Annotated in this window: 21 protein-coding genes; 12 read left to right on the forward strand and 9 right to left on the reverse strand. The window is 67.5% G+C overall.

Annotated features, from left to right (window positions below):
* The first annotated feature begins 34 nt into the window (after positions 1–34).
* Genes ABLE94_RS04405 through ABLE94_RS04445 form a run of 9 tightly spaced genes read left to right on the forward strand, consistent with a single transcriptional unit; the run spans position 35 to position 13725 of the window.
* Positions 35–1480 carry a nitrate/nitrite transporter gene (locus tag ABLE94_RS04405; RefSeq protein ID WP_348803513.1) on the forward strand — a complete coding sequence of 482 codons (1446 nt, stop codon included), beginning with the start codon at positions 35–37 and terminating at the stop codon, positions 1478–1480.
* A gap of 30 nt (positions 1481–1510) precedes the next feature.
* Positions 1511–4120, forward strand: coding sequence for a nitrite reductase large subunit NirB (gene nirB, locus ABLE94_RS04410; RefSeq protein WP_348803512.1), 2610 nt, complete (start codon positions 1511–1513; stop codon positions 4118–4120).
* A gap of 15 nt (positions 4121–4135) precedes the next feature.
* Positions 4136–4516, forward strand: a complete 381-nt coding sequence (gene nirD / locus ABLE94_RS04415) for a nitrite reductase small subunit NirD (protein WP_348803511.1) — start codon at positions 4136–4138, stop codon at positions 4514–4516.
* Positions 4513–5673, forward strand: a complete 1161-nt coding sequence (locus ABLE94_RS04420) for a uroporphyrinogen-III synthase (protein ID WP_348803510.1) — start codon at positions 4513–4515, stop codon at positions 5671–5673. The genes nirD and ABLE94_RS04420 overlap by 4 nt, the downstream gene beginning before the upstream one ends.
* Positions 5666–6397 (forward strand): sirohydrochlorin chelatase, encoded by a 732-nt coding sequence (locus tag ABLE94_RS04425; protein WP_348803509.1) that lies wholly within the window; start codon positions 5666–5668, stop codon positions 6395–6397. The genes ABLE94_RS04420 and ABLE94_RS04425 overlap by 8 nt, the downstream gene beginning before the upstream one ends.
* Positions 6398–6402: 5 nt before the next feature.
* Positions 6403–10509: a bifunctional nitrate reductase/sulfite reductase flavoprotein subunit alpha gene (locus tag ABLE94_RS04430; protein WP_348803507.1), complete on the forward strand. Its 4107-nt coding sequence runs from the start codon at positions 6403–6405 to the stop codon at positions 10507–10509.
* Positions 10510–10562: 53 nt separating this feature from the next.
* Positions 10563–10916: a molybdopterin oxidoreductase gene (locus tag ABLE94_RS04435; protein ID WP_348803506.1), complete on the forward strand. Its 354-nt coding sequence runs from the start codon at positions 10563–10565 to the stop codon at positions 10914–10916.
* A complete protein-coding gene (nirB, locus tag ABLE94_RS04440; protein ID WP_348808123.1) occupies positions 10916–13417 on the forward strand; it encodes a nitrite reductase large subunit NirB in 2502 nt (833 codons plus the stop codon). Before ABLE94_RS04435 ends, nirB (ABLE94_RS04440) begins: the two co-directional genes overlap by 1 nt.
* Positions 13414–13725, forward strand: a complete 312-nt coding sequence (locus ABLE94_RS04445; RefSeq protein ID WP_348803503.1) for a Rieske (2Fe-2S) protein — start codon at positions 13414–13416, stop codon at positions 13723–13725. The genes nirB (ABLE94_RS04440) and ABLE94_RS04445 overlap by 4 nt, the downstream gene beginning before the upstream one ends.
* A 17-nt stretch (positions 13726–13742) precedes the next feature.
* On the opposite strand, the gene ABLE94_RS04450 is transcribed toward ABLE94_RS04445, so the two are convergent.
* Positions 13743–15176: a carotenoid oxygenase family protein gene (locus ABLE94_RS04450; protein ID WP_348803502.1), complete on the reverse strand. Its 1434-nt coding sequence runs from the start codon at positions 15174–15176 to the stop codon at positions 13743–13745.
* Between the two features lie 70 nt (positions 15177–15246).
* On the opposite strand from ABLE94_RS04450, the gene ABLE94_RS04455 reads away from it, so the two are divergent.
* Positions 15247–15807, forward strand: a complete 561-nt coding sequence (locus ABLE94_RS04455) for a TetR/AcrR family transcriptional regulator (RefSeq protein WP_348803501.1) — start codon at positions 15247–15249, stop codon at positions 15805–15807.
* Positions 15808–15817: 10 nt separating this feature from the next.
* Here ABLE94_RS04455 and ABLE94_RS04460 read toward each other — a convergent pair whose 3' ends face one another.
* From ABLE94_RS04460 to ABLE94_RS04475, 4 genes are all read right to left on the reverse strand, one after another.
* Positions 15818–16273 (reverse strand): flavodoxin family protein, encoded by a 456-nt coding sequence (locus ABLE94_RS04460; RefSeq protein ID WP_348808124.1) that lies wholly within the window; start codon positions 16271–16273, stop codon positions 15818–15820.
* Positions 16270–16788: a hypothetical protein gene (locus ABLE94_RS04465; RefSeq protein ID WP_425476142.1), complete on the reverse strand. Its 519-nt coding sequence runs from the start codon at positions 16786–16788 to the stop codon at positions 16270–16272. Before ABLE94_RS04465 ends, ABLE94_RS04460 begins: the two co-directional genes overlap by 4 nt.
* A gap of 5 nt (positions 16789–16793) precedes the next feature.
* On the reverse strand, positions 16794–17546 hold the full coding sequence (gene dapB, locus ABLE94_RS04470) for a 4-hydroxy-tetrahydrodipicolinate reductase (protein WP_348808126.1): 753 nt from the start codon (positions 17544–17546) through the stop codon (positions 16794–16796).
* 378 nt (positions 17547–17924) lie between these two features.
* The gene (locus tag ABLE94_RS04475; protein ID WP_348803498.1) at positions 17925–18404 is read right to left on the reverse strand and encodes an Lrp/AsnC family transcriptional regulator; all 480 of its coding nucleotides are present in this window, start codon (positions 18402–18404) and stop codon (positions 17925–17927) included.
* Between the two features lie 170 nt (positions 18405–18574).
* On the opposite strand from ABLE94_RS04475, the gene ald reads away from it, so the two are divergent.
* A complete protein-coding gene (ald, locus tag ABLE94_RS04480) occupies positions 18575–19690 on the forward strand; it encodes an alanine dehydrogenase (protein WP_348808127.1) in 1116 nt (371 codons plus the stop codon).
* A 75-nt stretch (positions 19691–19765) separates the two neighbouring features.
* Here the strand turns inward: ald and ABLE94_RS04485 are convergent, their stop codons facing one another.
* From ABLE94_RS04485 to ABLE94_RS04500, 4 genes are all read right to left on the reverse strand, one after another.
* The gene (locus ABLE94_RS04485; RefSeq protein ID WP_348803496.1) at positions 19766–20431 is read right to left on the reverse strand and encodes a GAP family protein; all 666 of its coding nucleotides are present in this window, start codon (positions 20429–20431) and stop codon (positions 19766–19768) included.
* Between the two features lie 89 nt (positions 20432–20520).
* Positions 20521–21477 (reverse strand): aldo/keto reductase, encoded by a 957-nt coding sequence (locus ABLE94_RS04490; RefSeq protein ID WP_348808128.1) that lies wholly within the window; start codon positions 21475–21477, stop codon positions 20521–20523.
* A 56-nt stretch (positions 21478–21533) separates the two neighbouring features.
* Positions 21534–22286: an NRDE family protein gene (locus ABLE94_RS04495; RefSeq protein ID WP_348803494.1), complete on the reverse strand. Its 753-nt coding sequence runs from the start codon at positions 22284–22286 to the stop codon at positions 21534–21536.
* A gap of 419 nt (positions 22287–22705) precedes the next feature.
* Positions 22706–24559: a putative nucleotidyltransferase substrate binding domain-containing protein gene (locus ABLE94_RS04500; RefSeq protein ID WP_348803493.1), complete on the reverse strand. Its 1854-nt coding sequence runs from the start codon at positions 24557–24559 to the stop codon at positions 22706–22708.
* A 308-nt stretch (positions 24560–24867) separates the two neighbouring features.
* On the opposite strand from ABLE94_RS04500, the gene ABLE94_RS04505 reads away from it, so the two are divergent.
* Complete coding sequence (locus ABLE94_RS04505; RefSeq protein ID WP_348803492.1) at positions 24868–26370, forward strand: amino acid permease; 1503 nt, start codon at positions 24868–24870, stop codon at positions 26368–26370.
* Positions 26371–26528: the final 158 nt, after the last annotated feature.

A 26528-nucleotide genomic window follows, 5' to 3' on the forward strand; every position in this document is an offset into this window, starting at 1 on the left:
GCCGACACACGCCCACCCCGAGGAATGACGCCCGATGGCTGCCTACACCTACACCCGCAAACACCACATCACCGGCTGGGATCCCGAAGACCGCGACGCCTGGGACAGCGGCGGCGCGCAGATCGCCCGCCGCAACCTCACCTGGTCCATCGTCTGTGAGCACATCGGCTTCTCGATCTGGTCGCTGTTCTCGGTGATGGTCCTGTTCATGACGCCCGCCTACGGCATCTCGGTGGATCAGAAATTCGCGATCACCGCGACCGCCGCATTCGTCGGTTCGTGCCTGCGCATCCCCTACACCCAGGCGACGGCGAAGTTCGGCGGGCGCAACTGGGCGGTCTTCTCCGCGGTGGTGCTGCTGATCCCCACCTCGCTGGTGATGGTCCTGATGCTCAACCCCGGCGAGTTCGGATTCGGCTGGTTCCTGCTGGCCGCGGCGCTGACCGGTCTGGGCGGCGGCAACTTCGCCTCCTCGATGACCAACATCAACGCCTTCTACCCGCAGCGACTCAAGGGCTGGGCGCTGGGACTCAACGCCGGCGGCGGCAACATCGGCGTCCCGATCATCCAGCTCATCGGCCTCGCCGTCATCTGGCTGACCACCGACCGCCCCGAGATCATCTGCGCCATCTACCTGGTGGCACTGGCGTTCGCCGGCATCGGCGCCGCCGTCTACATGGACAATCTGGATCATCAGACCGCCAGCTACCGCTCCATGATCGACTGCCTGAAATACCGCGACACCTGGCTCATCTCGCTGCTCTACATCGGTACGTTCGGCTCGTTCATCGGATTCAGCTTCGCGTTCACCCAGGTCCTGCAGCTGAGCTTCAAGTCGTCCGGCGCGGCGAACCCGACCCTGGCGGCGGCACAGATCGCCTGGATCGGTCCGCTGCTCGGATCGATCGCCCGCCCCTACGGCGGCAAACTCGCCGACCGCTTCGGCGGCGGCCGCATCACCCTGGCCTGCTTCGGCGCCATGATCGCCTCGGCCGCCATCCTCGTCGTCGCCGGCACCATCGCCGACGGTCACCCCGCCCACCGCATCGAGACGCCGCAACTGGCCGCCTTCATCGTCGGATTCGTCCTGCTGTTCCTGATCTCGGGGATCGCCAACGGCTCCGTGTACAAGATCATCCCGACCGTCTTCGAGCACAAGGCCCGCGCCAACACCACCCTCGACGCCATGGGCAAGGTGATCTGGTCACGGAAGATGTCCGGCGCGCTGATCGGCATCGCCGGCGCCCTGGGCGGCATGGGTGGCGTGGGCATCAACCTGGTCCTGCGTACCAGCTACAAGGCGAATCAGTCTGCCACGGCCGCATTTTGGGTGTTCCTCGCCTTCTACGCCCTGGCCGCGGCGGTCACCTGGTGGTTCTATGCCCGACGCGAGATCCACCTCGACGACGCCGAGGTGACCACCGGACCGAGCGCCACCTCCGACATCACGGTCACCGCACCCAGCGACGCCCGCGTCTGAACCACGCCCACCCAGCCCACGAGGATACCAATGTCGCAGCAGCACACCACATCCGATCCCCGCAGCACCACCGATCTCCACATCGCCGCCGATCTGGCCACCGTCGTGGTGGTCGGGCACGGCATGGTCGGTCACCGCTTCATCGAGGAACTCCGCCGCCGCGACGTCGCCGACACCTGCCGGGTCGTCGTCCTGAGCGAGGAACCGGTCGCGGCCTATGACCGGGTCGGCCTGTCCGGCTACGTCGGCACCTGGGAACCGGCGGCAATGGCGCTGCGCGGCAACGATTATCCCGGTGACGAGATGGTCGAGGTGCGTCTCGGCGAGTCGGCCACCGCGATCGATCGGGATACCCGCCGCGTGACGACGAGCAGCGGCGATGTCATCGGCTACGACACCCTGGTGCTGGCCACCGGGTCGTACCCGTTCGTCCCGCCGGTCGCCGGAGCGGATCATCCGCGCAGTTTCGTCTACCGCACCCTCGCCGATCTCGACGAGATCCGGGCGGCGGCCGAAGCAGCCGGTCCGGGCGCGCCGGGTGTCGTGGTGGGCGGTGGTCTCCTCGGCCTGGAAGCGGCCAATGCGCTTCGCCTGCTGGGAATGTCGCCGCATGTCGTCGAGTTCGCGCCGCGTCTGATGCCGCTGCAGGTCGACGACGGTGGCGGCGCGCTGCTGGCCGGGTTGGTCACCGACCTCGGTCTGAGGGTGCACACCGGGGTGTCCACCACGGCCATCGCCGACGCCCCCGACGCATCCGCGCCGGGCATGCTGGAGGTCACACTCTCCGACGGCAGCGTGCTCGACGCCGCGCTCGTGGTCTTCTCCGCGGGCGTCCGTCCACAGGACCGCCTGGCCCGCGACGCCGGCCTCGAGGTCGGTGAACGCGGCGGCATCATCACCGACAGCCGTTGCCGCACCGGCGATCCCGCCATCTACGCCATCGGCGAGGTGGCCGCGGTCAACGGCCGCTGCTACGGTCTCGTCGCACCCGGCTACACCATGGCCGCCATCGCCGCCGCCGACATCGTCGACGTCGCCGACGAGGAGTTCACCGGCGCTGACATGTCCACCAAACTCAAACTCCTCGGCGTCGACGTGGCGAGTTTCGGCGACGCGATGGCCACCACCCCGGGCGCACTGGAGATAGTCCATTCCGATCCGGTGGCGGGCACCTACAAGAAACTGGTCATCTCCGATGATGCCCGCACCCTGCTCGGCGGCATCCTGGTCGGCGACGCCGATGCCTACGCGATGCTCAAACCGATGGTGGGACACTCACTTCCGGGTGATCCAGCCGCGCTGATAGCGCCGGCCGGCGGCGCGTCGGAGGGTATCGGCCTGTCGGCGCTGCCCGACGATGCGGAGATCTGCTCTTGTAACGGGGTGTCCAAGGGTGCCATCTGCGGCGCCATCGCCGAGGGCTCCTGCACGGTGGCCGATCTCAAGAAGTGCACCGGCGCCGGCACCACCTGCGGCGGCTGCGTGCCCTCGCTGACCCGGTTGCTCGCCGAGTCCGGCGTCGACCTGCCGACGGCCCTGTGTGAACACTTCACCCAGTCGCGGGCCGAACTCTTCTCGATCGTCGCCGCGACCGGTATCCGCACCTTCTCGGAGTTGTTGAGCCGCTTCGGCACCGGACGTGGATGTGAGATCTGCAAGCCGACCGTGGCGTCGATCCTGGCCTCGACGTCCAGTGATCACATCCTCGACGGCGAGCAGGCCGCCCTGCAGGACACCAACGATCACTTCCTGGCCAATCTGCAACGCAACGGCACCTATTCGGTGGTGCCCCGCATGCCGGGCGGCGAGGTCACCCCCGAGCAGCTGATCGTGATCGGTGAGATCGCCCGCGATTTCGGTCTGTACACCAAACTCACCGGCGGCCAGCGGATCGACATGTTCGGTGCGCGGGTCGAACAACTCCCGCTGATCTGGCGACGGCTCGTCGACGCCGGGATGGAATCCGGTCACGCCTACGGCAAGAGTCTGCGCACGGTGAAGAGCTGCGTTGGGTCCACCTGGTGTCGGTACGGTGTGCAGGATTCGGTCGCGATGGCCGTCCGGCTGGAGACCCGCTATCGGGGCCTGCGGTCGCCGCACAAGCTCAAGTTCGGCGTCTCGGGCTGCGCACGCGAATGCGCGGAGGCGCGCGGCAAGGACGTCGGCGTGATCGCCACCGAGGCCGGCTGGAATCTGTATGTCGGCGGCAACGGCGGCCAGAACCCGGTCCACGCGCAGCTGCTGGCGTCCGGGATCGACGACGACACCCTGATCGGCTACATCGACCGGTATCTGATGTTCTACATCCGCACCGCCGATCGGCTGCAGCGCACCGCGCCGTGGCAGCAGGCCTTCGACGGTGGCCTCGACAAGTTGCGGGAAATCATCTGCGACGACACCCTGGAGATCGCCGGGGACCTCGAAGCAGCCATGGAACGTCACGTCGCCGGCTACCGAGACGAGTGGGCGGCCGTCCTCGACGACGAGGACAAACTCCGCCGATTCGTGTCGTTCGTCAACGCCCCGGACACACCCGACCCGACGATCGCCTTCGACGACACCGGCGCCCGTAAGGTTCCAGTACTCCTCGGTGCACCGGCAGTCCGCGCCGGCGCCCGAGATCAGCCCACCACCATCTGAGAGGCAATCCCGACGATGACCATCATCGAATCGCGCACCTGGGTACATGTCTGCCCGCTCGCCGACCTCGTTCCCGGCCGCGGTGTCGCCGCCCTGCTCGATGACCGGCAGGTGGCGGTCTTCCACCTCGGCACCGACGAGTCCGGAGCCCCCGACATCCGCGCGGTGGGCAACATCGATCCGTTCGGACGTGCCGCGGTCATGTCGCGCGGATTGGTCGGCGACCGCGACGGTGTGCCGACCGTCGCATCACCCCTGCTCAAGCAGGTCTTCTCGCTCGACGACGGCGAATGCCTCGATGACGCGACCGTCGCACTCCCGGTGTACGCGGTGCGCGTCGTCGACGGTGACGTCCAGATCGGCTACGCGGACACCTCGACGGTGGACCCTCGGTGACCGCTCCCACCGACCTCCCGCTCGCCGGCGCCACGATCGGTGTGACCGCGGCGCGACGGGCCGACGAATTCGCCGCTCTCCTCGAACGGCGCGGCGCCCGGGTGATGCACGCCCCGGCCATCCGGATCATCCCGCTCGTCGACGACGACGAGTTGCGTCACGCCACCGAGGCCGTGCTCGCCGACCCACCCGACGTCACCGTCGCCACCACCGGCATCGGGTTCCGGGGGTGGGTGGAGGCGGCCGACGGCTGGGGCCTGGCCGACGACCTCGTGACCTGCCTGGGCCGCACCCGGGTCCTCGCCCGCGGCCCCAAGGCCAAGGGTGCGGTGCGCGCCGCCGGGCTGCACGAGCAGTGGTCGCCGCCGAGCGAGTCCTCCTCCGAGCTGATCGAGGAACTGCTGAACGAGGGCGTCGACGGGCTCCGGGTCGCGGTGCAATTGCATGGGGCGACCACCGAATGGGAGCCACTGCCCGACCTCGCGATGGTGCTGCGCGAGGCCGGCGCCACCATCATCCCGATCCCGGTGTATCGGTGGGTTCCGCCGGACAACCCCGAACCGATGACGCTGATGATCGACGCGGTCGTGGGTGCCGCCCTCGATGCCATCACCTTCACCTCAGCCCCGGCGGTGGCGTCCATGCTGGGACAGGCCGACAAGCTCGGCGTGCTCGAATCGTTGCTGCACGCGATGCGCACGCGCGTACCGGCGTTCTGTGTCGGCAACGTGACCGCCGGTCCACTGCAGGCGCTGAGCGTGCCGACCATGCAGCCCCAGCGTTTTCGTCTCGGCGCACTGGCCCGGCTCATCGCCGACGAGGTGCCGCGGCGGGCCCGCACGTTTCACGTCGCGGGCTCCGAGCTGACCGTGCGCGCCTCCGGCGTGGTGATCGACGGCACTCCCCGCGAGCCCTCGACCACCGGGCTGGCGTTGCTCCGTGCCCTGACACAGATTCCGGGACAGGTGATCTCGCGCCCCGACCTCCTCGATCATCTGCCCGGGGGCGGTACCGACACCCACGCGGTGGAGATGGCGGTGACGCGTCTGCGCGGTGCGCTGGGCAACCCGAAGATGATCCAGACCGTGGTCAAACGTGGCTATCGGCTCGCCGTCGACCTCGAATACGACGAATCGGAAGGAGAAGACGATGACTGACCACGTTCCGCGCAACGGCGTTCACGAGACCGCACCGCGGGCACCGATCATGGTGGCCCACGGCACGCGTTCACCCCACGGAGTCAACACCGTCGCCCGCCTTGCGCAACTGACCTCCGAGCGCATCGGCGCCACCCGCGTCGCATTCGTCGACGTGCTCGGCCCGTCACCGTCGGAACTCCTCTCCGACGAGGCCGCGCCTGCCGTCGTCCTGCCCGCCTTCCTCTCCTCGGGATACCATGTGCGACAGGATATTCCCGATCACGTGCTGGCCAGCGGGCACTCCGACGCGGTGGTCGCGGCCAACCTCGGACCCGACCCCGTCCTCGCCGACATCATGGTCGATCGTCTGCGTGAGGCGGGCGCGCGGCCCGGCGATCGCGTGGTGATGGCCGCGGCCGGCTCGTCGGACCCGCAGGCGCTCGCCGAGGTCGAGCGTGCCGCAGCGTATCTCGCCGATCGGGTCCACGTCGAGGTTCCGGTGGGCTACATCGCCACCGCACGACCGGGGATCGCCGACGTGGTGTCGGCGGTGTCGCGTCGGCGCCGTCGGGTGTTCATCGCGTCATATCTGTTGGCTCCCGGGCTCTTTCACCAGAAACTACATTCCCTGGGCGCCTCGGGAGTGGCCGCTCCGCTCGGCGCGGACCCCCGGATCGCCGACCTGATGGCCGCCCGCTACCGGGATGCATGCGTCGCGGCCGGCCACCGGCAGCGGGTGTGACGGTCATGTCCGAGGTCCAGTCCTTGTGCGCCTACTGCGGTGTGGGGTGCGGGATGGTGCTCAAGGTCGACGATTCGCCGTCCGCGCCACGCACCCGGGTGATCGCGAAAACCGTGGGACGCAAGGATCATCCGACGAACTTCGGTCGCCTTTGCACCAAGGGCTCGACGACCGCCGACATGCTGGCGGCACCGGGTCGGATGGAGAAGGCGTCGCTGCGCACCGACCGCTCGGCCGACCGGGAGGCGGTGGCGCTGTCCGACGCCATCGACCACGCGGCCGGGCGACTGCGCGCGATCGTCGACGAGCACGGCCCGGACTCGGTGGCGCTCTACGTGTCCGGGCAGATGTCGCTCGAATCGCAGTACCTGTCCAACAAACTCGCCAAGGGCATGCTGCGCTCGGTGCACATCGAATCGAACTCGCGACTGTGCATGGCGAGTGCGGGGACCGGATACAAGCAGTCGCTCGGCGCCGACGGGCCACCCGGGTCCTACCAGGACTTCGACCACGCCGACCTGTTCCTGGTGATCGGGTCGAACATGGCCGACTGCCACCCGATCCTGTTCCTGCGCATGATGGAACGGGTCAAGGCAGGCGCGAAACTGGTCGTGGTCGATCCGCGTCGCACCGCCACCGCCGAGAAGGCCGATCTGTTCCTCCAGGTGCGCCCCGGCACCGACCTCACGCTGCTCAACGGGCTCCTGCATCTGCTCATCGCCGCCGACGCGGTCGACCACGACTTCATCGCCGAGTTCACCGACGGCTTCGACGCCATACCCGACTTTGCCGCGGACTACCCACCCGCCGAGGTCGAGCGAGTCACCGGAGTGCCCGCCGCGGACGTCGAGACCCTCGCCCGCTGGATCGCCGAGGCCCCCGACTGGATGAGTTGCTGGACCATGGGACTCAATCAGAGTACCCACGGCACCTGGAACACCAATGCCCTCTGCAATCTGCACCTGGCGACCGGCGCGATCTGCCGGGTGGGCAGCGGACCCTTCTCCCTCACCGGACAGCCCAATGCGATGGGTGGACGCGAGATGGGATACATGGGGCCGGGACTGCCCGGTCAACGCTCGGTCCTCTCCGAGGCCGACCGCGACTTCACCGAGGACGCGTGGGGTCTGCCCCGCGGCACCATCCGCGCCGAGGTCGGCCGGGGCACCATCGACATGTTCGAGAAGATGGCCGCGGGTGAGATCAAGGCCTGCTGGATCATCTGCACCAATCCCGTTGCCAGCGTCGCCAATCGCGCCACCGTCATCGAGGCGTTGCAGCGATGCGAGCTGGTGATCGTGCAGGATGTGTTCGCCAACAACGAGACCCTCGCCTACGCCGACGTCGCACTGCCCGCCGCGATGTGGACCGAATCCGACGGGGTGATGGTCAATTCGGAACGCAACCTGACGTTGTATCAGGCTGCCGTGCCACCGCCGGGTGACGCGACACCGGACTGGGAACTCATCGCCCGCGTCGCGCGCGCCATGGGATACGCCGAGTCGTTCGCCCATTCCGATGCCGAGGACGTCTTCACCGAGATCCAACGGTTCTGGAATCCGTTGACCGGCTGGGATATCCGGGGGGTGTCGTACGATCTCCTGCGCCGCACCCCGGTGCAGTGGCCGTGCCCGCCCGACGATCCCGACGACCGTCATCCGGTCCGCTACCTCAACGACGGTCGCAGCCAACGCATGCTGACCCGCGGCGACGGTTCCCGTCCTCGGCTCGCGTTCCCAACCGCTGACGGCCGGGCCGTGTTCCACGCCCGCCCCGGGCTACCACCGGCCGAGATGCCCGACGACGCTTTCCCGTTCGTCCTCAACACCGGTCGACTGCAACATCAGTGGCACACGATGACCAAGACCGGCCGGGTGGCCAAACTCAACAAACTGAACCCGGCCCCGTTCGTCGAGATCCACCCCGACGACGCCGCGGGTATGTCGGTACAGGAAGGTGACCCGGTTCGCGTGTCCTCCCGCCGCGGCCAGGCGGAGCTACCGGCCGTGGTCACCGACCGGGTACGCTCCGGCACCTGCTTTGCACCGTTTCATTGGAGCGACATGTTCGGCGAGAACCTCGCGATCAACGCCGTCACCAACGACGCCGTCGACCCGGACTCCCTGCAACCGGAGTTCAAGGCCTGTGCGGTGGCACTCACGCCGGCGCCGGCAGCGCTCGGTTCCCGGACGCCGGATGCCCGACCCCACGAGGCCGGCACCCCGAGCAACGCCCTCGCCGAGGCGCTGGGCATCGGCCCCGTCGCGCCACCGGCGTTCGATCCGGTCGCCGGCTCGTATCTGGCGGGTGTGCTGACCGGCCTCGCATCATCGGCGGCCCATCCCGGCGTCCCGACCCTGCCCGCCGACGCCCCCCTGTCCGAGCGTGACCGGGCATGGGTGAACGGCGTTCTGGCGGGGACGTTCTCGCGTACGGCCACGCAGTCCGCGGCCGATCACTCCACCGGTGACGCGCCGTCGCCGGATCGGCCCGCCGTGGCGGTCCTCTGGGCGTCGCAGACCGGCACCGTCGAGGACTACGCGCCCACCGTCGTGGACGCACTGACCTCGGCGGGGATGACCGGAGATCTGCGAACCCTCGACGAGGCCGGGCTCGACTCCCTCACCTCCGGCGGCACCGCACTGTTCGTGACCAGCACCACCGGCGACGGCGATCCGCCCGACAATGCGAGCGCCATCTGGGACCGGCTCAGCGCCGCCGACGCACCCTCGCTGTCGGCGCTGCGCTATTCGGTGCTCGCCTTCGGCGATCCCAGCTACGACGAGTTCTGCGGCTTCGGCCGCAAACTCGACGCGCGCCTCGCCGAACTCGGCGCGACGCGCCTGGCCGACCGCACCGACTGCGAACCGGAGTTCGAAGACAGTGCCGCCGCCTGGCTGCACACCGTCACCGAGAACCTCGCGGCGGCGGACGCCGTGACGTCGTCCGCCCCATCCCCCGCCCCGGCGTCTGCGCAACCGTCGTCCACGCGGCCGGCGGGCTACGGCCGTAAGAACCCCCTGCCGACGCGGCTGATCCGCAATACCGTCCTCACCGGCGCCGGATCGCAGAAGGATGTGCGCCAGATCGGGTTTGCGCTTCCCGAAGGAACACTCACCTACACCGCGGGCGATGCCCTCGGGGTGATGCCACGCAACGGTCCGGCACTGGTCGAGCACGTCCTGGACCTCACCGGCCTCGACGGATCGTCGGTGGTCACCATCGGCGGCACCGACATGGACCTGCGCATGGCGCTACGCGACACGCTCGACATCGCGCGACTCACCCAGCCCCTGGTGTCGTTCGTCGCGCAGCGGTGCCGGTCCGAGGACCTGCATCGGCTCGCCGGCGCCGAGCGCGCCGCGTTCGACGATTGGTCGTGGGGCCGACAGCTCGCGGACCTGTTGGGCGAGCACAGAATCCGTGCCTCCGTCGACGACTGGCTCGCCGTGCTCACCCCGCTTGCCCCACGCCAGTATTCGATCTCGTCGTCGCCACTGGAGGATCCCGGCGAGGTGCAGTTGACGGTGTCGGCGGTGCGCTACAACGTCCACGGGGTGCCTCGCCATGGGGTCTGCTCGACCTATCTCGCCGATCACGCCGCCGACGACGAGATCGGTGTGTGGGTCGCGCCGTCGGCGCATTTCGGTCCGCCGGCGGAATCGGACACGCCGATGATCATGGTGGGACCGGGCACCGGCATCGCGCCCTTCCGCGGGTTCCTCCGGGAGCGTCGCGCACTGGGCCACACCGGAAAGAACTGGCTGTTCTTCGGTGAGCAACACGCGGCCACCGACTTCTACTATCGGGACGAGATCGAGGGCTTTCACGCCGACGGCCTCCTCACCGACCTCGACCTCGCGTTCTCCCGTGATCAGGACCGCAAGATCTATGTGCAGGACCGGATGATGGCCAAGGGAAAGCAGTTGTGGGAGTGGCTCAACAACGGTGCCCACTTCTACGTCTGCGGCGATCGGACCCGGATGGCCCGCGACGTCGACGCCGCCCTGACCGCCGTCGTCGCCCAACATGGAAAACTGTCCGGTCCCAGCGCACAGGCCTACGTCAAGGCCCTGTCCGCCGAGAAACGCTACGTCCGCGACGTCTACTGACCAGCTTCACCCGACCCAGCCCACCATCGACCCATCGAAGGACGGTTCCCACCATGAGCGATGCCAGCACACCGCGATTCCTGCAAGGCCGATTCCCGTTCACCGGCGACGGCTTCGACAGTCTCGCACCGATCGACGAGTCACTGACCCTCACGGTGTCCGACGGAAAGACGCTGCAGGCGGTCTACTTTCGCGGTGGTAACAGCAGCGACGAACTCGTCACCGTCGCACTGCTGCGCGGCGGTGTGCCGGTCCGGTACTTCCCGATCGGCGCGAAGGGCGCGACGCACGTCCCGCTGCGTCTGGTCGAGGATTTCGATGCCGGCGAGGTGGTGGAGTTGCACGTCACCGCGGACAAGAGCACCACCGGCACCCTGATCATCGACCTCGGTCTGGTCGAGTTCTGATGTTGGCCAACACTTCTCACCCACCACGGCCCGACCGCGCCTCGCTGGTGGTGATCGGCAACGGGATGGCCGGCGCCCGTGCACTCGAGGAGATCCTCGCACTCGGTGGCGCCGAACAGTTCGCCATCGTCGTCTTCGGCGACGAACCGTACGGCAACTACAACCGCATTCAGCTGTCCAATGTGCTGGCCGGGTCGGAGTCCCCGGACGGCATCTATCTCAACAGCCTGGCCTGGTACGACGACAACGACATCGAGTTGCGTGCCGGCGTCCGCGTGGTGCGCATCGACACGTTCGCGAAAAGGGTGTTCGCCGACGACGGTTCGATCGTCGCCTACGACAAACTGATCATCGCCACCGGCAGCCGGGCCTTCCTGCCACCCATCGACGGCCTCTGGGTCGACGACACCACGTTGGTGTCCGGGGTGTTCGGGTTTCGTACCCTCGACGACACCACCGCGATGATCGACTATGCGCCGGGCCGGGCGCGCGCCGCGATCGTCGGTGGCGGATTGCTCGGGCTGGAAGCCGCACGCGGACTTCAGAACCGGGGCGTGGCGGCCACGGTGATCCATTCCGGCCCGGTGCTGATGAACGCCCAACTCGACGAGACCGGCGGCGCGGTGTTGCGCCGCCGCATCGGCGACATCGGCATCGACGTGGTGACCGACAAGCGCACCACCACAGCATATTCCGACGAGCACCACACGATCACCGGCATCGGCTTCGCCGACGGTACGACCCTCGACTGCGACATGCTGGTGCTGTCCACCGGCATCCGCCCCAATGTGGGGCTGGCCCGGGGCGCCGGCCTTACCGTGGAGCGTGCCATCGTCACCGACGATCACATGCGCTCGATCGATGACGACGATGTCTATGTCGTCGGTGAATGTGCCCAGCATCGCGGCCAGGTGTACGGCCTGGTGGCCCCGTTGTGGGAGCAGGCGAAGATCCTCGCCGCACACCTGACCGGACATGACCGCACCGCCGCCTATCACGGTTCGCGGACGTCGACGAAGCTCAAGGTGGCCGGTGTCGACGTCGCGCAGATGGGCGTCAAGCACCCGGAGCATCCGGACGACGAGTTCGTGCAGTTTTACGAGCCACGTCGCGGCGTGTACAAGACCGTCGTGATCCGCGACAACCGATTGATCGGCGCGACCCTCGTCGGCGACGTCAGCAAGGTGTCGTTTCTGTTGCAGGCCTTCGATCAACGTACGCCGCTTCCGGATGAGCGGGTGTCGCTGATGTTCGATCTCGGCACCCCCGACGCGGACACCGGAGTCGCCGAACTCGCCGACGACGCGCAGGTGTGCAACTGCAACGGCGTCGACAAGGCGACCATCGTCGGGTGCGTGTCGGCCGGCACCACCTCGGTGGCCGGTGTGATGGCGCAGACCCGCGCCGGGAAGGGGTGCGGGTCGTGTAAGTCGTTGGTGTCCCAGATCGTCGAGTGGGCCGCCGGTGACGCCGTCACCGAGGATCCGTCGGCGAACTGGTATGTGCCGTGCATCCCCTACGAGAAGCCGGAACTGATGCGGCTGATCCGTGAACTGCGGTTGCATTCGGTCACATCGGTGTTCGCCGCCCTCGCGCCCGACGGCGCCGAGGACGCCAACTCCAAGATGGCGTTGTCGTCGTTGCTGGAGATGATGTGGGGCGCCGAGTTCGTCGACGAACGCGCCGAACGTTTCATCAACGACCGCGTGCACGCGAACATCCAGCGCGACGGCACGTTCTCGGTGGTCCCGCAGATGAAGGGTGGGGTCACCAGCGTCGACCAGCTGCGCACCATCGCCGACGTCGCCGAGAAGTACGACGTCCCGATGATCAAACTCACCGGCGGACAACGCATCGATCTCCTTGGCATCCGCAAGGAGGATCTACCCAAGGTGTGGGCCGATCTGGACATGCCGTCCGGATACGCCTACGGCAAGAGTTTCCGCACCGTGAAAACCTGTGTGGGCATGGACTTCTGCCGCTTCGGCGTCGGCGACTCCACCGCGCTGGGTATCGCCCTGGAAACCCGCTTCCAGGGGATCGCCGGACCGGCAAAGATGAAACTCGCGGTCACCGGCTGCCCCCGCAACTGCGCCGAGGCACTGTGCAAGGACCTCGGCGTGGTGGCCATCGACGGCGGCCGCTGGGAGATCTACGTCGGCGGCGCGGCGGGTGCGCACATCCGCAAGGGTGATCTGCTCGCGACCGTCGACACCCCCGAGGAGGTGATCACGCTGACCGGACGATTCCTGCAGTTCTACCGCGAGAACGCGAAATGGCTGGAACGCACCTACGCGTGGGTGCCGCGGTACGGCATCGAACGAATCCGGGCCGCCGTCGTCGACGACGACGATGGTATTGCCGCCGAACTGGATTCGCGCATGCAGGAATCCGTGGACGCCTACCGGGATCCGTGGCTCGACGGCAGAGACCCGGTCACCCCGGGCCAATTCCGTTCGGCGCTACCGCTTCTGCCGCTACCGCAGGTGCCGGTCCGATGACCGAACATGCCGTCGCGAGACTCGACGAGATCCCGCCCGGCGAGGGACGCGCCTTCGGGGTCGGCGACCGTCAGATCGCGGTGTTCCGGCTGCGTGACGACACGCTGCGTGCCCTCGACGCCGTGTGCCCCCATCGGGGCGGTCCCCTGGCCGACGGACTCCTCGACGCGCGGGTCGTGGTGTGCCCGTTGCACAATCACACCTTCGACCTGTGCAGTGGAGCGGAGATGGCCTTCGGCGGGTATGCGACGACGTCGTATGCGGTGCGGGTCGACGAGACGGGTACGGTGCACGTCGACGTCGGGTGAGGTGGGCTGCGGCTCACCTACTGCGATGCGGTGAACGCCCCGTGAAAGGTCATCGGCACGTGATGCTCGAGTGTGGCCGTGGCCACCGGCCCGCGGCCCGGATCATCGGCCGGCAGCACCAGCAGGCGGGAACGCCGCAGGGCCGGAACATGTTCGAGGCTCAGCAGCCATCCCTGCCCCTCGGCCCCGTCGGCGTCGGGGTCGGCGGCGAACAACGGCTCACACACCGTCGCGCCGTCGTCGACGGTGTAGCGGCCCGATCGCCCGCTCCGGTGATCGATGGTCACGATCGAGTCCGGCTCCCCACCGGTCCGGGACGCCTCGGCCACATAGGAGTACCGATGCTCCCTGGTGGCGCGACGAGGGTCGAGTTGGGGGAACTCGCATCCGTTCTCGTGCACCGTCTCTCGTGTCGCGGTGGCCCGTCGGCGGTCGATGCGGAGCCTGGTCAGCGTTCCGCCGAACGCCGATCCCATGTTGCCGCGATAGTCACGCAGGTACTTGTTCCATCCGGACCATCCGTCTTCGAACTCGTGGGTGACGATCTCGGCGATGACCTCGTCGCCGCTGTCGTAGGCGTTGGTGACGTGGAAGTTGAACATCGCGTCGCACTCGATCGTCGTGGGTGCGGCCCCGTCGCGGGGGACGAGGACGATGGTGGTGCCACGTTGCGGTTGATAGGACAGCGCATCGTCGAACGGCCGCAGTCCTAGTGCGACGGGGATCGGTCGTCGGACCACCAGTGGCCCCAGGATGAAGACCATGTGCCGCTCGGTGAGCGCGAAGTCGTGGACGAATCCGAGGGTGCGGATCGGGACGGTCCGGACCGGGAACATCTGACCGCGGACCAGCCGATAGCAGCGGATCACCGGGCGCGGGAAGAAGTCCAGTCCGAAGTTGAAGACCTCGCCCGTCGTCGGATCGACCTTCAGGTGGGCGGAGAAGGCTCCGAGCCGCTTGAGCGCTCCGCCGAACGACTCCGTGCCGAAGGTCTCGAGGGTGTCCGGATCGAGGTGATGCGGGCGTCCGCCCTCCCAGAGCGAGTACAGCGCGTCGTCATGGACCAGCACGCTGGTGTTCGACGTGTTGCACGGGAAGCGCAGTGCGTTGGCGAGCGGACCACCCGCCCGCTGGGTGCAGAAACCCCGTGGCGGCGCGCCGGTTTCGTTGGTGTGATGGTAGGCACGGGTGCGGACGTAGCGATTGCGATAGTGCACGCCGGAGGGCGTGAGGGCGATTCGCGAGACCATCCCGTCGCCGTCGAAGATGTGTCCCATGGGATGTCCGCCGACGTCGAGCCGGCCGGGGCCGATCCGATAGAGGACCCCGCGCAGCGTCTCGGGGATCACACCGTCGATCTCGCGCACCTGATAGTCGCGCTCCACGCGCTGAGCGTCCCAGGGCGACTCGCCGGTGTCGGTGCGGGGCTCGGCGTGAAGTGAGTCGGTCATGGTTGAAGCATCGCATACTTGAGACAGTATTGGACAGTGTGTCTCAGATCGGCTCGCTAAGATTCTCCCCATGCCACAGAACGACCGGGTCACGGGCGCGGCGCGCGCAGTCATTCGGCGCGTCGGTGTGGGTGCACTGACACTCGCCGCCGTCGCCAAGGAGTCCGGGCTGAGTCGCGCCACGGTCTACCGCCGCTTCGCGTCTCGCGATCAGTTGATCTCCGCGCTGATCGACGCCGAACTCGATGCGCTGGAGAGTGTTCTCCTGACCCGTCTGCGCTTCGCCGACGAACCACGCGAGACCGTTCACATGCTGGTGCGCGAGGTCCTCGACTTCAACGCCACCAACGAGATCGTCCAGGCCGTCCTGCGCTTCGACGGGGCGGCCCTGACGCCGTGGATGATCCGCACTCCCGATCACCGGACCATCGTCGACATCGTCACCGACCGCTCGCTGGCACATGTGGAGGGCTCGGAACTCGCCGGCCACCTGCAGCCCGATCCGCGGACGGCGATGGAGTTCATGGTCAGCGTGACCTTCGCGGAGTTGCTGTCGCCGGGCCGGTTTCTGACGCACGCGGCGATCGCCGCCTATGTCACCGATGCGGTGTGTCCGCGGCCACCGGAGTGAATGGTGCCCCTCACGACTCCATCAACCCGGCGGCGACCGTGGCCCCCAACTCCCAACACTTCTCGAGGTCGTCCTTGCCGGGCTTCTCCGACACGACGACGTAGTCGGCGGCCTTGGTCCAGCCGAGACCCGCGGTGATCCGGTCGATCGCGTTCACCGCACCCTCGGTCCCCTCGTTCCCGTGCAGGTACGCGCCGAACGGACGGCCCCGCGTCGAGTCGAGGATCTGGTAGTAGGCGACATCGAAGGCGTGCTTCAGCGCACCGCTGAGGTATCCGAGATTGGCGGGTGTGCCGAGCAGATATCCGTCAGCCTCGAGGAAGTCACTCGCCGACACCGACAGCGCGGCCCGGCGCACGACCTCGACGCCCTCGATCTCGGGGTCGGTGGCGCCGGAGATCACCGCCTCGAACATCGCCTGACAATGCGGGGACGGCGTGTGATGAACGATGAGCAGACGACTCATGCCGAACGCTCCTCGGGCGACTCACGGAACTGTGCGACAGCACGTTTCATCATCTGCCGCGCCCGACTGCGGTCGCCCGCGTAGTCGTACGCGCGGGCGATGCGGTAGGTGTTGCGCCAGTTCTCCGGGTCGGCTTCCCACTCCGTCTTCACCTGTGCGAAAAGGTCGTCGGCGGCGTCGCGTTCGATCCGGCCCGACGGACGCCGCGGCAGATCGGAGACATCGAGTTCACGACCCTCCTCCGCCATGATCCGCGCGAGTTTCTGATGCTCGATGCCGGCGCGCAGGGTCGCGACGATCATCCAGATCCCGAGGAACGGCAGGATGAGCACGCCGATGCCGATACCGATGCCGGCGGCGGTGCCGCTGGAGATCAAGTCGATGCCCCGCTGCCCGAGCAGCACGAAGTACACGCACATGGCGATGACGAGGAACGCGATCATCCACACGATCGGCCGGGCGTCGCGGTTGCGTTGCTTGCGGGGTTTGCTGTCGGAGGCCATCTCTGCGGTCATCCGGTCTAGAGGTCTATCAGGGCGTCGAGGCCGACGGTGAGTCCGGGTCGGTCGGCGACGTTGCGGACACCGAGGAGGACACCCGGAACGAAGGAGGTGCGGTCGAGCGAATCGTGGCGGATGGTCAGCGTCTCCCCCTGCGTGCCCAGCAGCACCTCCTGATGGGCGACCAATCCGGCCAGACGCACCGAGTGCACCCGCACCCCGTCGACGACGGCGCCGCGTGCACCGTCGAGTTCGCTGGTGGTGGCGTCGGGGCTGACGCCGACTCCGGCGGCCTCTCGGGCCTCGGCGATCAGCGACGCAGTGCGGAATGCGGTGCCCGACGGCGCGTCGGCCTTCGCCGGATGATGCAGTTCGATCACCTCGACGGAGTCGAAGAAGCGGGCGGCCTGCTGCGCGAACCGCATGCACAGTACGGCTCCGATGGCGAAGTTCGGGGCGATGAGCACACCCACGTCCGGGGCCGCCGACAGCCACTCCCGCACCTGCGCGAGTCGCTCCTCGGTGAAGCCGGTGGTACCGACGACCGCATGGATTCCGTTGTCGATCAGGAACTTCAGGTTGTTCATCACGACGTCGGGGTGGGTGAAGTCGACCACGACCTGGGTGCCGGACTCGACGAACAGCGCCGGGTCGTCACCCTTGTCGACCCCTGCGCTGAACGTGAGATCGGGGGCCTCCTCGACACCGGCCACGATCGCCTTGCCCACCTTGCCGTTGGAGCCGAACACGCCAACCTTGATGCCGTCTGTCATGCCGGCCTTTCGTCGTGGCTGGGCTGCCCAGCCGGTCGAAGCTTGTCGGCGTCAAGTCTATGCAGTCGGCGTGATCGCCGAATTCTGCCCTGGCGGGCACGATCGCGGTCCGCGAACCGCGCCGGGGCGCCGTCAGCGTCGAGGTGAGCGCCGTCAGCGTCGAGGTGAGCGCCGTCAGCGTCGAGGTGAGCGCTGTCAGTGTCGAGGTGAGCGCTGTCAGTGTCGAGGTGAGCGCTGTCAGTGGGGTTACTGGACCACGTGCTGCCTCGTTCCACGCTGCTTGCCCATTTCTAGACATTCTCGAAGTAGAGTGTCGGCGAAAGCCCAGGTCGCGAAGTGATGCGTACTCGTCGAATGTCTGGAAATGGCAAGCGGGAGTCAGAAGATGGGCGCGTCCCCCCGTTGGTGGTCGAACACCAGCGATGTGGTGGTGCCGGCCACCTCGCGACGGGAGTTGAGCATCTCGACGAACCTCCGCAGGGTCTCGGTGTCCGCGGTCGCGACGTGCAGCAGGTAGTCGTCGGTGCCGGCGAGGAAGAAGACGTCGATCACCTCGTCGTGGCCGGTGATCTCGGCGACGAACTGCCGGATCTGACCTCGTGCGTCGGACTGCAGGCTCACCGCCACCATCGCCCGGAGCGGACGTCCCACGGCTGCGGGATCGACGTCGGCGAAGAACCCGCGGATCACGCCCAGGTCCAGCAACCGACGTACTCGTCCGTGGCAGGTCGACGCCGCGATTCCCACCCGTGCGGCGAGGTCACTGTTGGTGATGCGGGCGTCGGACTGCAGATGTCGCAGCAACCGGCGATCGATGTCGTCGAGTTGCGGCCGAACATCCTTCACCTGAGTGGGCATCTCACACCTCCGTGTCGATTCATCTTCGCCAGAATAGCCAGATAGAGAATCATCGTCATATCTATTGCTCTGTTTCCGCAGTTACTTCACTCTTGAGGCACGTTCATCGAGGAACATTCATCCACCACCTTTTCCTCGCCACACTTCCGACGAACCTTCAGGAGCATCAGATGCGCATCGGCATTCCCACCGAGATCAAGAACCACGAGTACCGCGTCGCGGCCACCCCGGCCGGGGTCGCCGAACTGACCCACCGCGGCCACGAGGTGGTCATCGAGGCCGGAGCGGGCGTGGGGTCGGCCATCTCCGACGCCGACTTCAAGGAGGCCGGCGCACAGATCCTGTCCACCGCCGACGAGGTGTGGGAGCAGGCCGAGATGATCCTCAAGGTCAAGGAGCCCATCGCGGCCGAGTACCACCGCATGCGCAAGGGCCAGACCCTGTTCACCTACCTGCACCTCGCCGCGAGCCGCGAATGCACCGACGCCCTCCTCGCGTCGGGCACCACGTCGATCGCATATGAGACCGTTCGCGGCGCCGACGGTTCGCTGCCGCTGCTCGCCCCGATGAGCGAGGTCGCCGGACGACTCGCGCCGCAGGTCGGCGCCTACCACCTGATGCGTTCCGAAGGCGGGCGCGGCGCACTGATGGGCGGCGTGCCCGGGACCGAACCCGCCGACGTCGTCGTCATCGGCGGCGGTGTCAGCGGCGTCAACGCCGCGACCATCGCGATGGGCATGGGTGCCCAGGTCACCGTCTTCGACCTCGACATCACCAAGCTGCGCGCCATCGACGCGCGGTTCGGCGGCCGGGTGCACACCCGCTACAGCACGACCCTCGCACTGTCGGAGGCCATCCGCGAGGCCGACCTCGTCATCGGCGCCGTCCTCGTCCCCGGCGCCAAGGCCCCGGTGCTCGTGCCGAACAGCCTTGTCGCCCAGATGAAGCCGGGTTCGGTGCTGGTCGACATCGCCATCGATCAGGGCGGCTGCTTCGAAGATTCCCGTCCCACCACCCACGACGACCCGACGTTCACCGTGCACGACAGCGTGTTCTACTGCGTCGCCAACATGCCGGGCACCGTCGCCCGCACCTCCACGCAGGCGCTCACCGGTGCCACCCTGCCGTATGTGCTGCGCCTGGCCGATCTCGGCTGGGAGGCCGCCCTCGCCCAGAGCCCGGCCCTCGCGGCGGGTCTGAGCACCCATGCAGGTGAGCTCTACACCCCCGAGGTCGGCGAGGCCCTCGGCCTTCCGGTGGTCGCGAATCCGTTCGCCACCAACTGAATCCCCGACGAAGCCGGGCCGCGTCGATCTCCGACCGGTCCGGCTTCGACGTGTCGGATGTCCGCCGACACCTGGCTACAACGCCTCCAGCGCGTTTGATGCCACCACCACACCGAGGACGATGAGCACGGTTCCCACGATCACCGAGTTGTGGCGGGTCACCCACTCGTCGATGCGGGCCAGGGCGGGCTCGGCTCGCGTCCCGGCGATCGTCGTGACCACCGTGGGAGCCGCGATCGCCAGACTGCCGACCACCACGAACACCGCGAGCGCCACGGCCTGCGCGCCGACGTCGGCGGTCGCCTCGGCGATCGCGGCCGACGCAGACACCGTGATCAGCAGGTTCTTCGGATTCGCCGCGGCCATACCGACGCCGAGCGCACCGGCCTTGGCCACGCCGATGGTCTCGACCATCGCATACCAGCCGGGCACCTCGGACTTCTCCGCACCGCGCCAGGCGCCGTACCACTTTCGGACTCCGAGCCACAGCAACAGCAGGCCGACGATCAGCCCGATCACCGCCACCGCCGGGCGCCTTCCACCGGACAGCGAGAACACATCGGCCACGGCGATCAGAACGACGAGCGTGACGATCAGCCCGACGAGCCATCCGCCGAGGAACGACCACCCGATGATCGGCGTCCGTTTGATCACCAGCGCCATGCTGACCATGACCAGCGGGACCGATGCCATCAACAGGGCGACGGCGATCGGTAGGACGTCGAGGACGGCGTTGGTCATCCGGTCAACCTAGCCGAACCGCTACGGCCGGCGTCGTTGTGTCGCGACGAGTTCGTGCGCTCCGTAGCTGTTGTCGTCGGGATTGAGCGTCACCCCGGCGCGACCAACTCGTCGATGCGGTCGAGGACATCGTCGTCGAGGCGGACCTCGGTGGCCGGTAGATACGATTCCAGCTGTTGCATCGTGCGCGGTCCGACGATCGCCGACGTGACGCCGGGATGGCGGATGACGAATGCGATGGCGAGCTCGATCATCGTCAGCCCCGCCGAATCGGCCACACCGGCAAGCTCTTCCACGATGTCCAGCTTGCCCTGATTGTCCGGGCGGGACATGTCGAAACGCGCCCCCGGCCGCGCCTTCGACACCGGTGCGGCATTCGCGTTCTTGCGGAAGCGGCCGGACAGCCATCCGCCGGACAGCGGACTGTAGGTGAGGATGCCCATTCCGTGCCGACGTGCGGTGGGCAGGACATCCTCCTCGATTCCGCGAACCAGGATCGAGTACGGCGGCTGTTCGGTGACGAACCGCGACAGGTTGCGGTCTCGTGCCGCCCACTGCGCCTCGACGATCTGGCTGCCGGAGTACGACGACGACCCGATCATCCGGATCTTGCCCTGCGCGACGAGATCGGTGAGGGCACCGAGGGTTTCGGTGACGTCGGTGTCGGGGTCGGGGCGATGCACCTGGTAGAGGTCGATGTAGTCGGTCTGCAGGCGCCGCAACGATTCCTTGACCTCACGGAAGATCCACTTGCGTGAGCCGCCACGGGCGTTGGGGTTCTCGCCCATCGGCATGTAGAACTTGGTGGCCAGCACGACGTCGTCGCGGCGACCTGCCAGTGCCGTGCCGACGATGCGTTTGGACTCCCCCGCCGAGTACACGTCGGCGGTGTCGATGAAGTTGACCCCGGCGTCGAGGGCTCGGTGGATGATCGCGACGCTGTCGTCGACGTCGTCATTGCCCCACGGCCCGAACATCATCGCGCCCAGACACAGCGGGCTGACACGTACACCGGTGCGCCCGAGCGGGCGGTACTCCATCGTCATGGATTCACGGTAGGCGCGGAGTCGTCGCCGTGGGAGGTACTGGCGTTACCCCGCGCTCAGAATTCCAGTGCGAGGGTCCGTGGCTGCTGTCCATGCGCATAGCGTCGTTCGGTGATGTCGCCGTGTCCGTCGTGTCCGATGCGCACGACGGTGCTTGCACGCGTGCCGTAGTCGCCGGTGTCGATGAACATCGGCGACAGCGCACGTTCCTGCTTGCGGGACACACCGGTGTGCGGGAGTGCCGCATCGTCGGCAATCGTGGTGTCATGCAACAGATCCAGCAGCACGTAGGGTTCGGCGTCGAGATGGGTTCCCAGTGCGGTCACTCCGCGGGTGACCTTGGGCCAGGGCTCGTCGAGCAGACCGTTGGACAATCCGTGCACGCCCGGCTCCACTCGGCGCAGCTGTGGCTCGGGATGGTTTGTCGCCCAATATGTGTCGGTCCCGTCATCGACGATCAGGTTGACCGGGGCGTAGTCGGTCGCGCTCTCGACGAGTTCATCGGCCGACGCGCGCGCCGACTCACCGGAGGTCAGGAACTCGACGGGCAGCGTCCCGCGTGACCGTTTGTCCGGCATCGGTTGCGCGACGCCGTCGCGGACGTTGGTCACCGCGGCCAGGCGCCGGGTGCCGACGGTCGACACCCCCATCCAGGTCCCGCCGGCCTGCAGGTCACGTCCGCCGATGATCGGCAGATCCGGCCAGGCGTGCACCGGTTCGGTACTGCGCGAGAAGAATTCGTCGCGGTTGGCCGCGAGGATCAGCCGGTGGCGTGGGGATGCGTCGACGGCGAACAGGATCAAGCACACGCCGTCGAGGCTACCTGGCTTCCCGGTCGATCCGTCTTCTGCCGCCGGCCGAGGTTGCCCTCCGCCAATCGAACCACCGCATCCCACAACTCCAGGTGGCCCTTCCGCCGGTCGAGGAGCGAGGAGCCCCCAGGGCGACGAGCCTCGAGACCACGCAACACGAAGCTGGAAGCCGATCACAGCGCAGGTTGCGGAGGAGCGACGACCACCGACAAAACTGATCGGCGCCGAATCGGTTGGGGGTGAACGCCGTCAGCGTCGGCAGATCTGTGTTCGGTTGGCGTTTACCATGTTTCGCTGTCGGGTTGCGGAGGTCTCGACACGGCTCGCCGCTTGCGCTCCTCACCGGCTCGACCAGGCTCGACCACCGGGGGCCAGCGAGTGGCCAGCGGGGTAAGGCTCGACCGGCGGATCATCGGTCACCGGTCGGTGCCGGCTCCCCAGTCCTCCACCGGCGCGTACTGCGCGACATTGCCCATCCGGCGCTGCACCGAGGAGATCTCGCGGACCGCCTGGGCCAGCAGGCTTCGGTCCAGGGGCGAGAGGCGGCGCATCGTGATGATGTCGGACGGATCTTCGCGTCGTTCGATCTGTTCGAGCTGATACCTCAGCCGAATCCGTTGCAGCACATCGAAGACCTCGACGAGGGTGGCGGCGGCGTCGGTGCCGAGCACCTCCGATTCGCCGGCATCGCGTAACCGGGACGGGGTGTCGAGTTCCACGGAGCCGACCGCGAGGGCACCCCAGCGGGCGATGTTGACGAGCGGGGTCAGTGCGTGGCGTTTGATGTCGACGGTGTCGGTCCGGCGGACGAGGACATCGCGCATGGATCGTAGCCGCGCCGGTGTCGCCAGAGCCTCGGCGAGCAGCATCCGCAGGGTCGACGGATGCGATCGCAGGTCACCGAAGACCTCTGCGACCGCGGTCAGACCGGGATCACCCCAGATCGGCCGGGCGTCGAGAAGCAGCGAGGTGAAGATCATCCCCTTGTTCTCGGTGGGCGCATCCAGCCAGGTGCGGGCGGCAGCACGCCATTGACCGTGAGTGCGGGTGAACAGTGGCATCGACGCGATGGCGCCGTTGGTGTCGACCACCAGTCCCGCGCCGCGCAGGATGGTGTCGACCTCGGCGAATGCGGCTCGGTACGAGTCGATCTCGGCCGCTTCGAGCTCATCGCTCAAGGAGACCGCGCTGTCCACGTCGGAACTCAGGACCGGTTCACGGCGGGCATTGCTGCCCAGCGACAGCCAGGTCATGGCAGCCGGATCCAGGTGGGGCGTCGTGGCCAGCACCAATTCGATCGCCCGTCGCACCACGGCGTCGTGGACCAGCGAGAGCACCCGGGTGATCTCCGCCGCGGGCTGTCCACCGCGCACGAGATCGCCCACCAGATATGGCATCCGCCGCGCCCGTTCCTGCAATTCGGTCACCGTCGCGGCGTCGGCCACCTGTCGGCGCAGGGTCATGCTCGGACCCGCCGGAACGGCAACGAAGTCGGTGGGCACCACCACCCCGCGGAGTTCACCGTCGAGCCCCGTCACGGGCACACAGCCGAGCCCACGTTCGACGATGAGCGTGAGCACATCGGAGGCCGGGGCGTCGGCGCGGACGGTGACGGCGGGAAAACTCATGACCTCACCCACCGGGGTGTTCGCCGTGCGGCCCGCCGCGACCACGCGCACGCGGATGTCACGGTCGGTGAGCACGCCGAAACGTCCATCCGGATGCGGGATCACCACGTGCGGCTGGCCGGTTGCGGTCATCCGCTCGGCGGCGGCAACCACGGTCTCGTCGGCCGATGCGACTGCGGGGACCGTGACGATCAACTCCTCGACCGTTCCGTGCCCGGGGGTTGGGCTCACCACGCGCCGACGGGTCGAGGACAGTTGCCCCGCCAGGAATCTCGCACCCGCAAGTCCCGAGAACAGCGGGCGCACAGCATCTTCGGGTATCCGGCAGACCCGAACGGGCCCGACCGCGACGGCGATCGGTCCCTGACGTTCTCGCGTCAGCAACGAGGAGTATCCAAAAATCCCTCCCGGGCCGAGGATTTCGTCAGGTCCGTCGGCGGAGGGCTCCGGATGGTTGAAGATCTCGACCTGTCCGGCGAGCACCACCCAGAGCAGATGCGTGGACGTCACGAAGCCGTTGACGATCTGCGCACCCGATTCGAACGAGGCGACGGTGGCCCGGGAGGCGATACTCACGAGTTCGGCGTCGGAGAGTGAGTCCAGCGGTGGGTGCGATCCCAGCGCCGCCGCGAGATCGTCCACACCCCATCCTTTCGTCTCGGTCGCGTTCCGAATCAGGATAGGTCACAACATCATCGGCCGGGCGCACCCGGAATGTCGGAAATGTCGCCGCCGGTAACGTGACCTCGCCTGATCGTAATGATCGGGCAACATCGGTTCCCTACTTTCGGTTGGGCGTGTGCCCCGTTGTCGGCGAACCGGCGACGAAGAGCACACCCGACGGACAGCGTCCACGCACGTCCGCACCCGCACGCCCGGTCACCCCGACGGCATGTGTACAGAACGAGTGCCTCACGCACACGTGAGGACCGCAGACCACGAGGACATCGATGACGGAAACCACCACGACTCCCCACGCCCATCTCGCCGCCGAACAGGTCGGCTACAAACAGGAACTCGGCCGACGCCACGTCCAGATGATCGCCATCGGGGGTGCGATCGGAACCGGTCTATTCCTGGGGTCGGCGACTCGCCTGCATTCCGTCGGCCCGGCACTGCTGTTCAGCTACGCGTTCGCCGGACTCGTCGCCTACTTCCTCATGCGGGCCCTCGGCGAGTTGGTGTTGCATCGTTCGACGAGCGGCGCCTTCGTCTCCTACATGCGTGAATTCTTCGGCGAGAAGGCCGCATACGTCACCGGCTGGATGTACTGGCTGAACTGGGCGCTGACCGGAATCGCCGAATTGTCCGCCGTCGGCGTGTACATGAAGTTCTGGTTTCCCGGGTTGCCGAACGCGGTGAGCGCGCTGATCGCCCTGGTGGTGGTCCTGGCCATCAACCTGCTCTCGGCAAAGGCCTTCGGCGAGTTCGAGTTCTGGGCCTCCATCCTCAAGGTGGGCGCCATCGTCCTGTTCCTCGTCGTCGGTGTGGTCGTGGTGGTCGGCGGCATCCATGTCGGCACCACGCAGGCGGGAATCTCCAATCTGTGGTCCAATGGCGGCTTCTGGCCGACCGCGGATCCGTATGCCTGGTACGGCCCGATCCTGGTGCTGTCCGGCGTCGTGTTCGCCTACGCCGCCATCGAACTCGTCGGTGTCGCGGCCGGCGAGATGCAGAATCCCGAACGCGAGGTCCCCAAGGCCGTCAACGCCGTCATCTTCCGCATCGGCGTGTTCTACTGCGGTTCGATCCTGCTGCTCGCCTGCATGCTGCCCACCTCGGAGTACGGCACCAACGCCGCCGGCGACGTCGAGAGTCCGTTCGTGACCGTGTTCTCCCGGCTCGGCATGGGCTGGATGGGCGGCGTGATCAACGCCGTGCTCATCGTCGCCGCCATGAGCTCGCTGAACTCGGGCCTCTACTCCACCGGCCGCGTGCTGCGCAGCCTCGGAATGTCCAAGCAGGCACCGGAAATGATGACCCGGATGAGCGGCTCGGGCGTACCGTGGATCGGCATCGGCGTGACCGCCATCGTCTACTGCCTCGGTGTCATCCTGAACATCCTGATGCCCGGCGAGGCCTTCGACATCGCTTTGGAGGCGGCGTCGCTGGGCATCGTGTTCACCTGGGGCACCATCTTCGCGTGTCAGCTTCGACTGCGGCAGTTGGTCAATCGCGGTGTGATCCCGAAGAGTCCGTTCCAGGCGCCCGGCTATCCGTACACCTCGATCTTCGGGCTGGTCTTCCTCGTCGGGGTCGTCGTCGCTCTGGCGATCTCCGGGTGGCTCGCCTCGCCGAATCTCGGTGAGAAGACCGACTTCTGGGTCGTCGTCGGCGGTATCCCGCTCATCGCGGCGGCCATGATCGGCGGCTGGTACCTCATCCGGGGCAACGTCACCGATCACACCGACGGCAAGTTGGGGCCGGCCTGGACGGGCACGAAGTCCGACTGAGGTCCCGTTCGCGCGGGTCGAGTCTGCTCGTGCGGGTCCTCTCGGCTCACTCAGGCCGTCGATGACCCGCGCGAGCGACGGGGACCGCGCGAGCGACCCCGGCTCGCGCGAGCCGGCACCGACGCAGGAACCCACCCACGCAGAGAAACACCGCGGCC

Origin of the sequence: Gordonia sp. VNK1, assembly GCF_040049135.1 — a bacterium.
In the GTDB taxonomy this organism is placed as follows: domain Bacteria; phylum Actinomycetota; class Actinomycetes; order Mycobacteriales; family Mycobacteriaceae; genus Gordonia; species Gordonia oleivorans.

Bases quoted from the DNA above. Each gene is read 5' to 3' on its own strand.
- ABLE94_RS04405 (WP_348803513.1), top strand. From the start codon at position 35: ATGGCTGCCTACACCTACACCCGCAAACACCACATCACCGGCTGGGAT.
- nirB (WP_348803512.1), top strand. From the start codon at position 1,511: ATGTCGCAGCAGCACACCACATCCGATCCCCGCAGCACCACCGATCTC.
- nirD (WP_348803511.1), top strand. From the start codon at position 4,136: ATGACCATCATCGAATCGCGCACCTGGGTACATGTCTGCCCGCTCGCC.
- ABLE94_RS04425 (WP_348803509.1), top strand. From the start codon at position 5,666: ATGACTGACCACGTTCCGCGCAACGGCGTTCACGAGACCGCACCGCGG.
- ABLE94_RS04430 (WP_348803507.1), top strand. From the start codon at position 6,403: ATGTCCGAGGTCCAGTCCTTGTGCGCCTACTGCGGTGTGGGGTGCGGG.
- ABLE94_RS04435 (WP_348803506.1), top strand. From the start codon at position 10,563: ATGAGCGATGCCAGCACACCGCGATTCCTGCAAGGCCGATTCCCGTTC.
- nirB (WP_348808123.1), top strand. From the start codon at position 10,916: ATGTTGGCCAACACTTCTCACCCACCACGGCCCGACCGCGCCTCGCTG.
- ABLE94_RS04445 (WP_348803503.1), top strand. From the start codon at position 13,414: ATGACCGAACATGCCGTCGCGAGACTCGACGAGATCCCGCCCGGCGAG.
- ABLE94_RS04450 (WP_348803502.1), bottom strand. From the start codon at position 15,176: ATGACCGACTCACTTCACGCCGAGCCCCGCACCGACACCGGCGAGTCG.
- ABLE94_RS04455 (WP_348803501.1), top strand. From the start codon at position 15,247: ATGCCACAGAACGACCGGGTCACGGGCGCGGCGCGCGCAGTCATTCGG.
- ABLE94_RS04460 (WP_348808124.1), bottom strand. From the start codon at position 16,273: ATGAGTCGTCTGCTCATCGTTCATCACACGCCGTCCCCGCATTGTCAG.
- ABLE94_RS04465 (WP_425476142.1), bottom strand. From the start codon at position 16,788: ATGACCGCAGAGATGGCCTCCGACAGCAAACCCCGCAAGCAACGCAAC.
- dapB (WP_348808126.1), bottom strand. From the start codon at position 17,546: ATGACAGACGGCATCAAGGTTGGCGTGTTCGGCTCCAACGGCAAGGTG.
- ABLE94_RS04475 (WP_348803498.1), bottom strand. From the start codon at position 18,404: ATGCCCACTCAGGTGAAGGATGTTCGGCCGCAACTCGACGACATCGAT.
- ald (WP_348808127.1), top strand. From the start codon at position 18,575: ATGCGCATCGGCATTCCCACCGAGATCAAGAACCACGAGTACCGCGTC.
- ABLE94_RS04485 (WP_348803496.1), bottom strand. From the start codon at position 20,431: ATGACCAACGCCGTCCTCGACGTCCTACCGATCGCCGTCGCCCTGTTG.
- ABLE94_RS04490 (WP_348808128.1), bottom strand. From the start codon at position 21,477: ATGACGATGGAGTACCGCCCGCTCGGGCGCACCGGTGTACGTGTCAGC.
- ABLE94_RS04505 (WP_348803492.1), top strand. From the start codon at position 24,868: ATGACGGAAACCACCACGACTCCCCACGCCCATCTCGCCGCCGAACAG.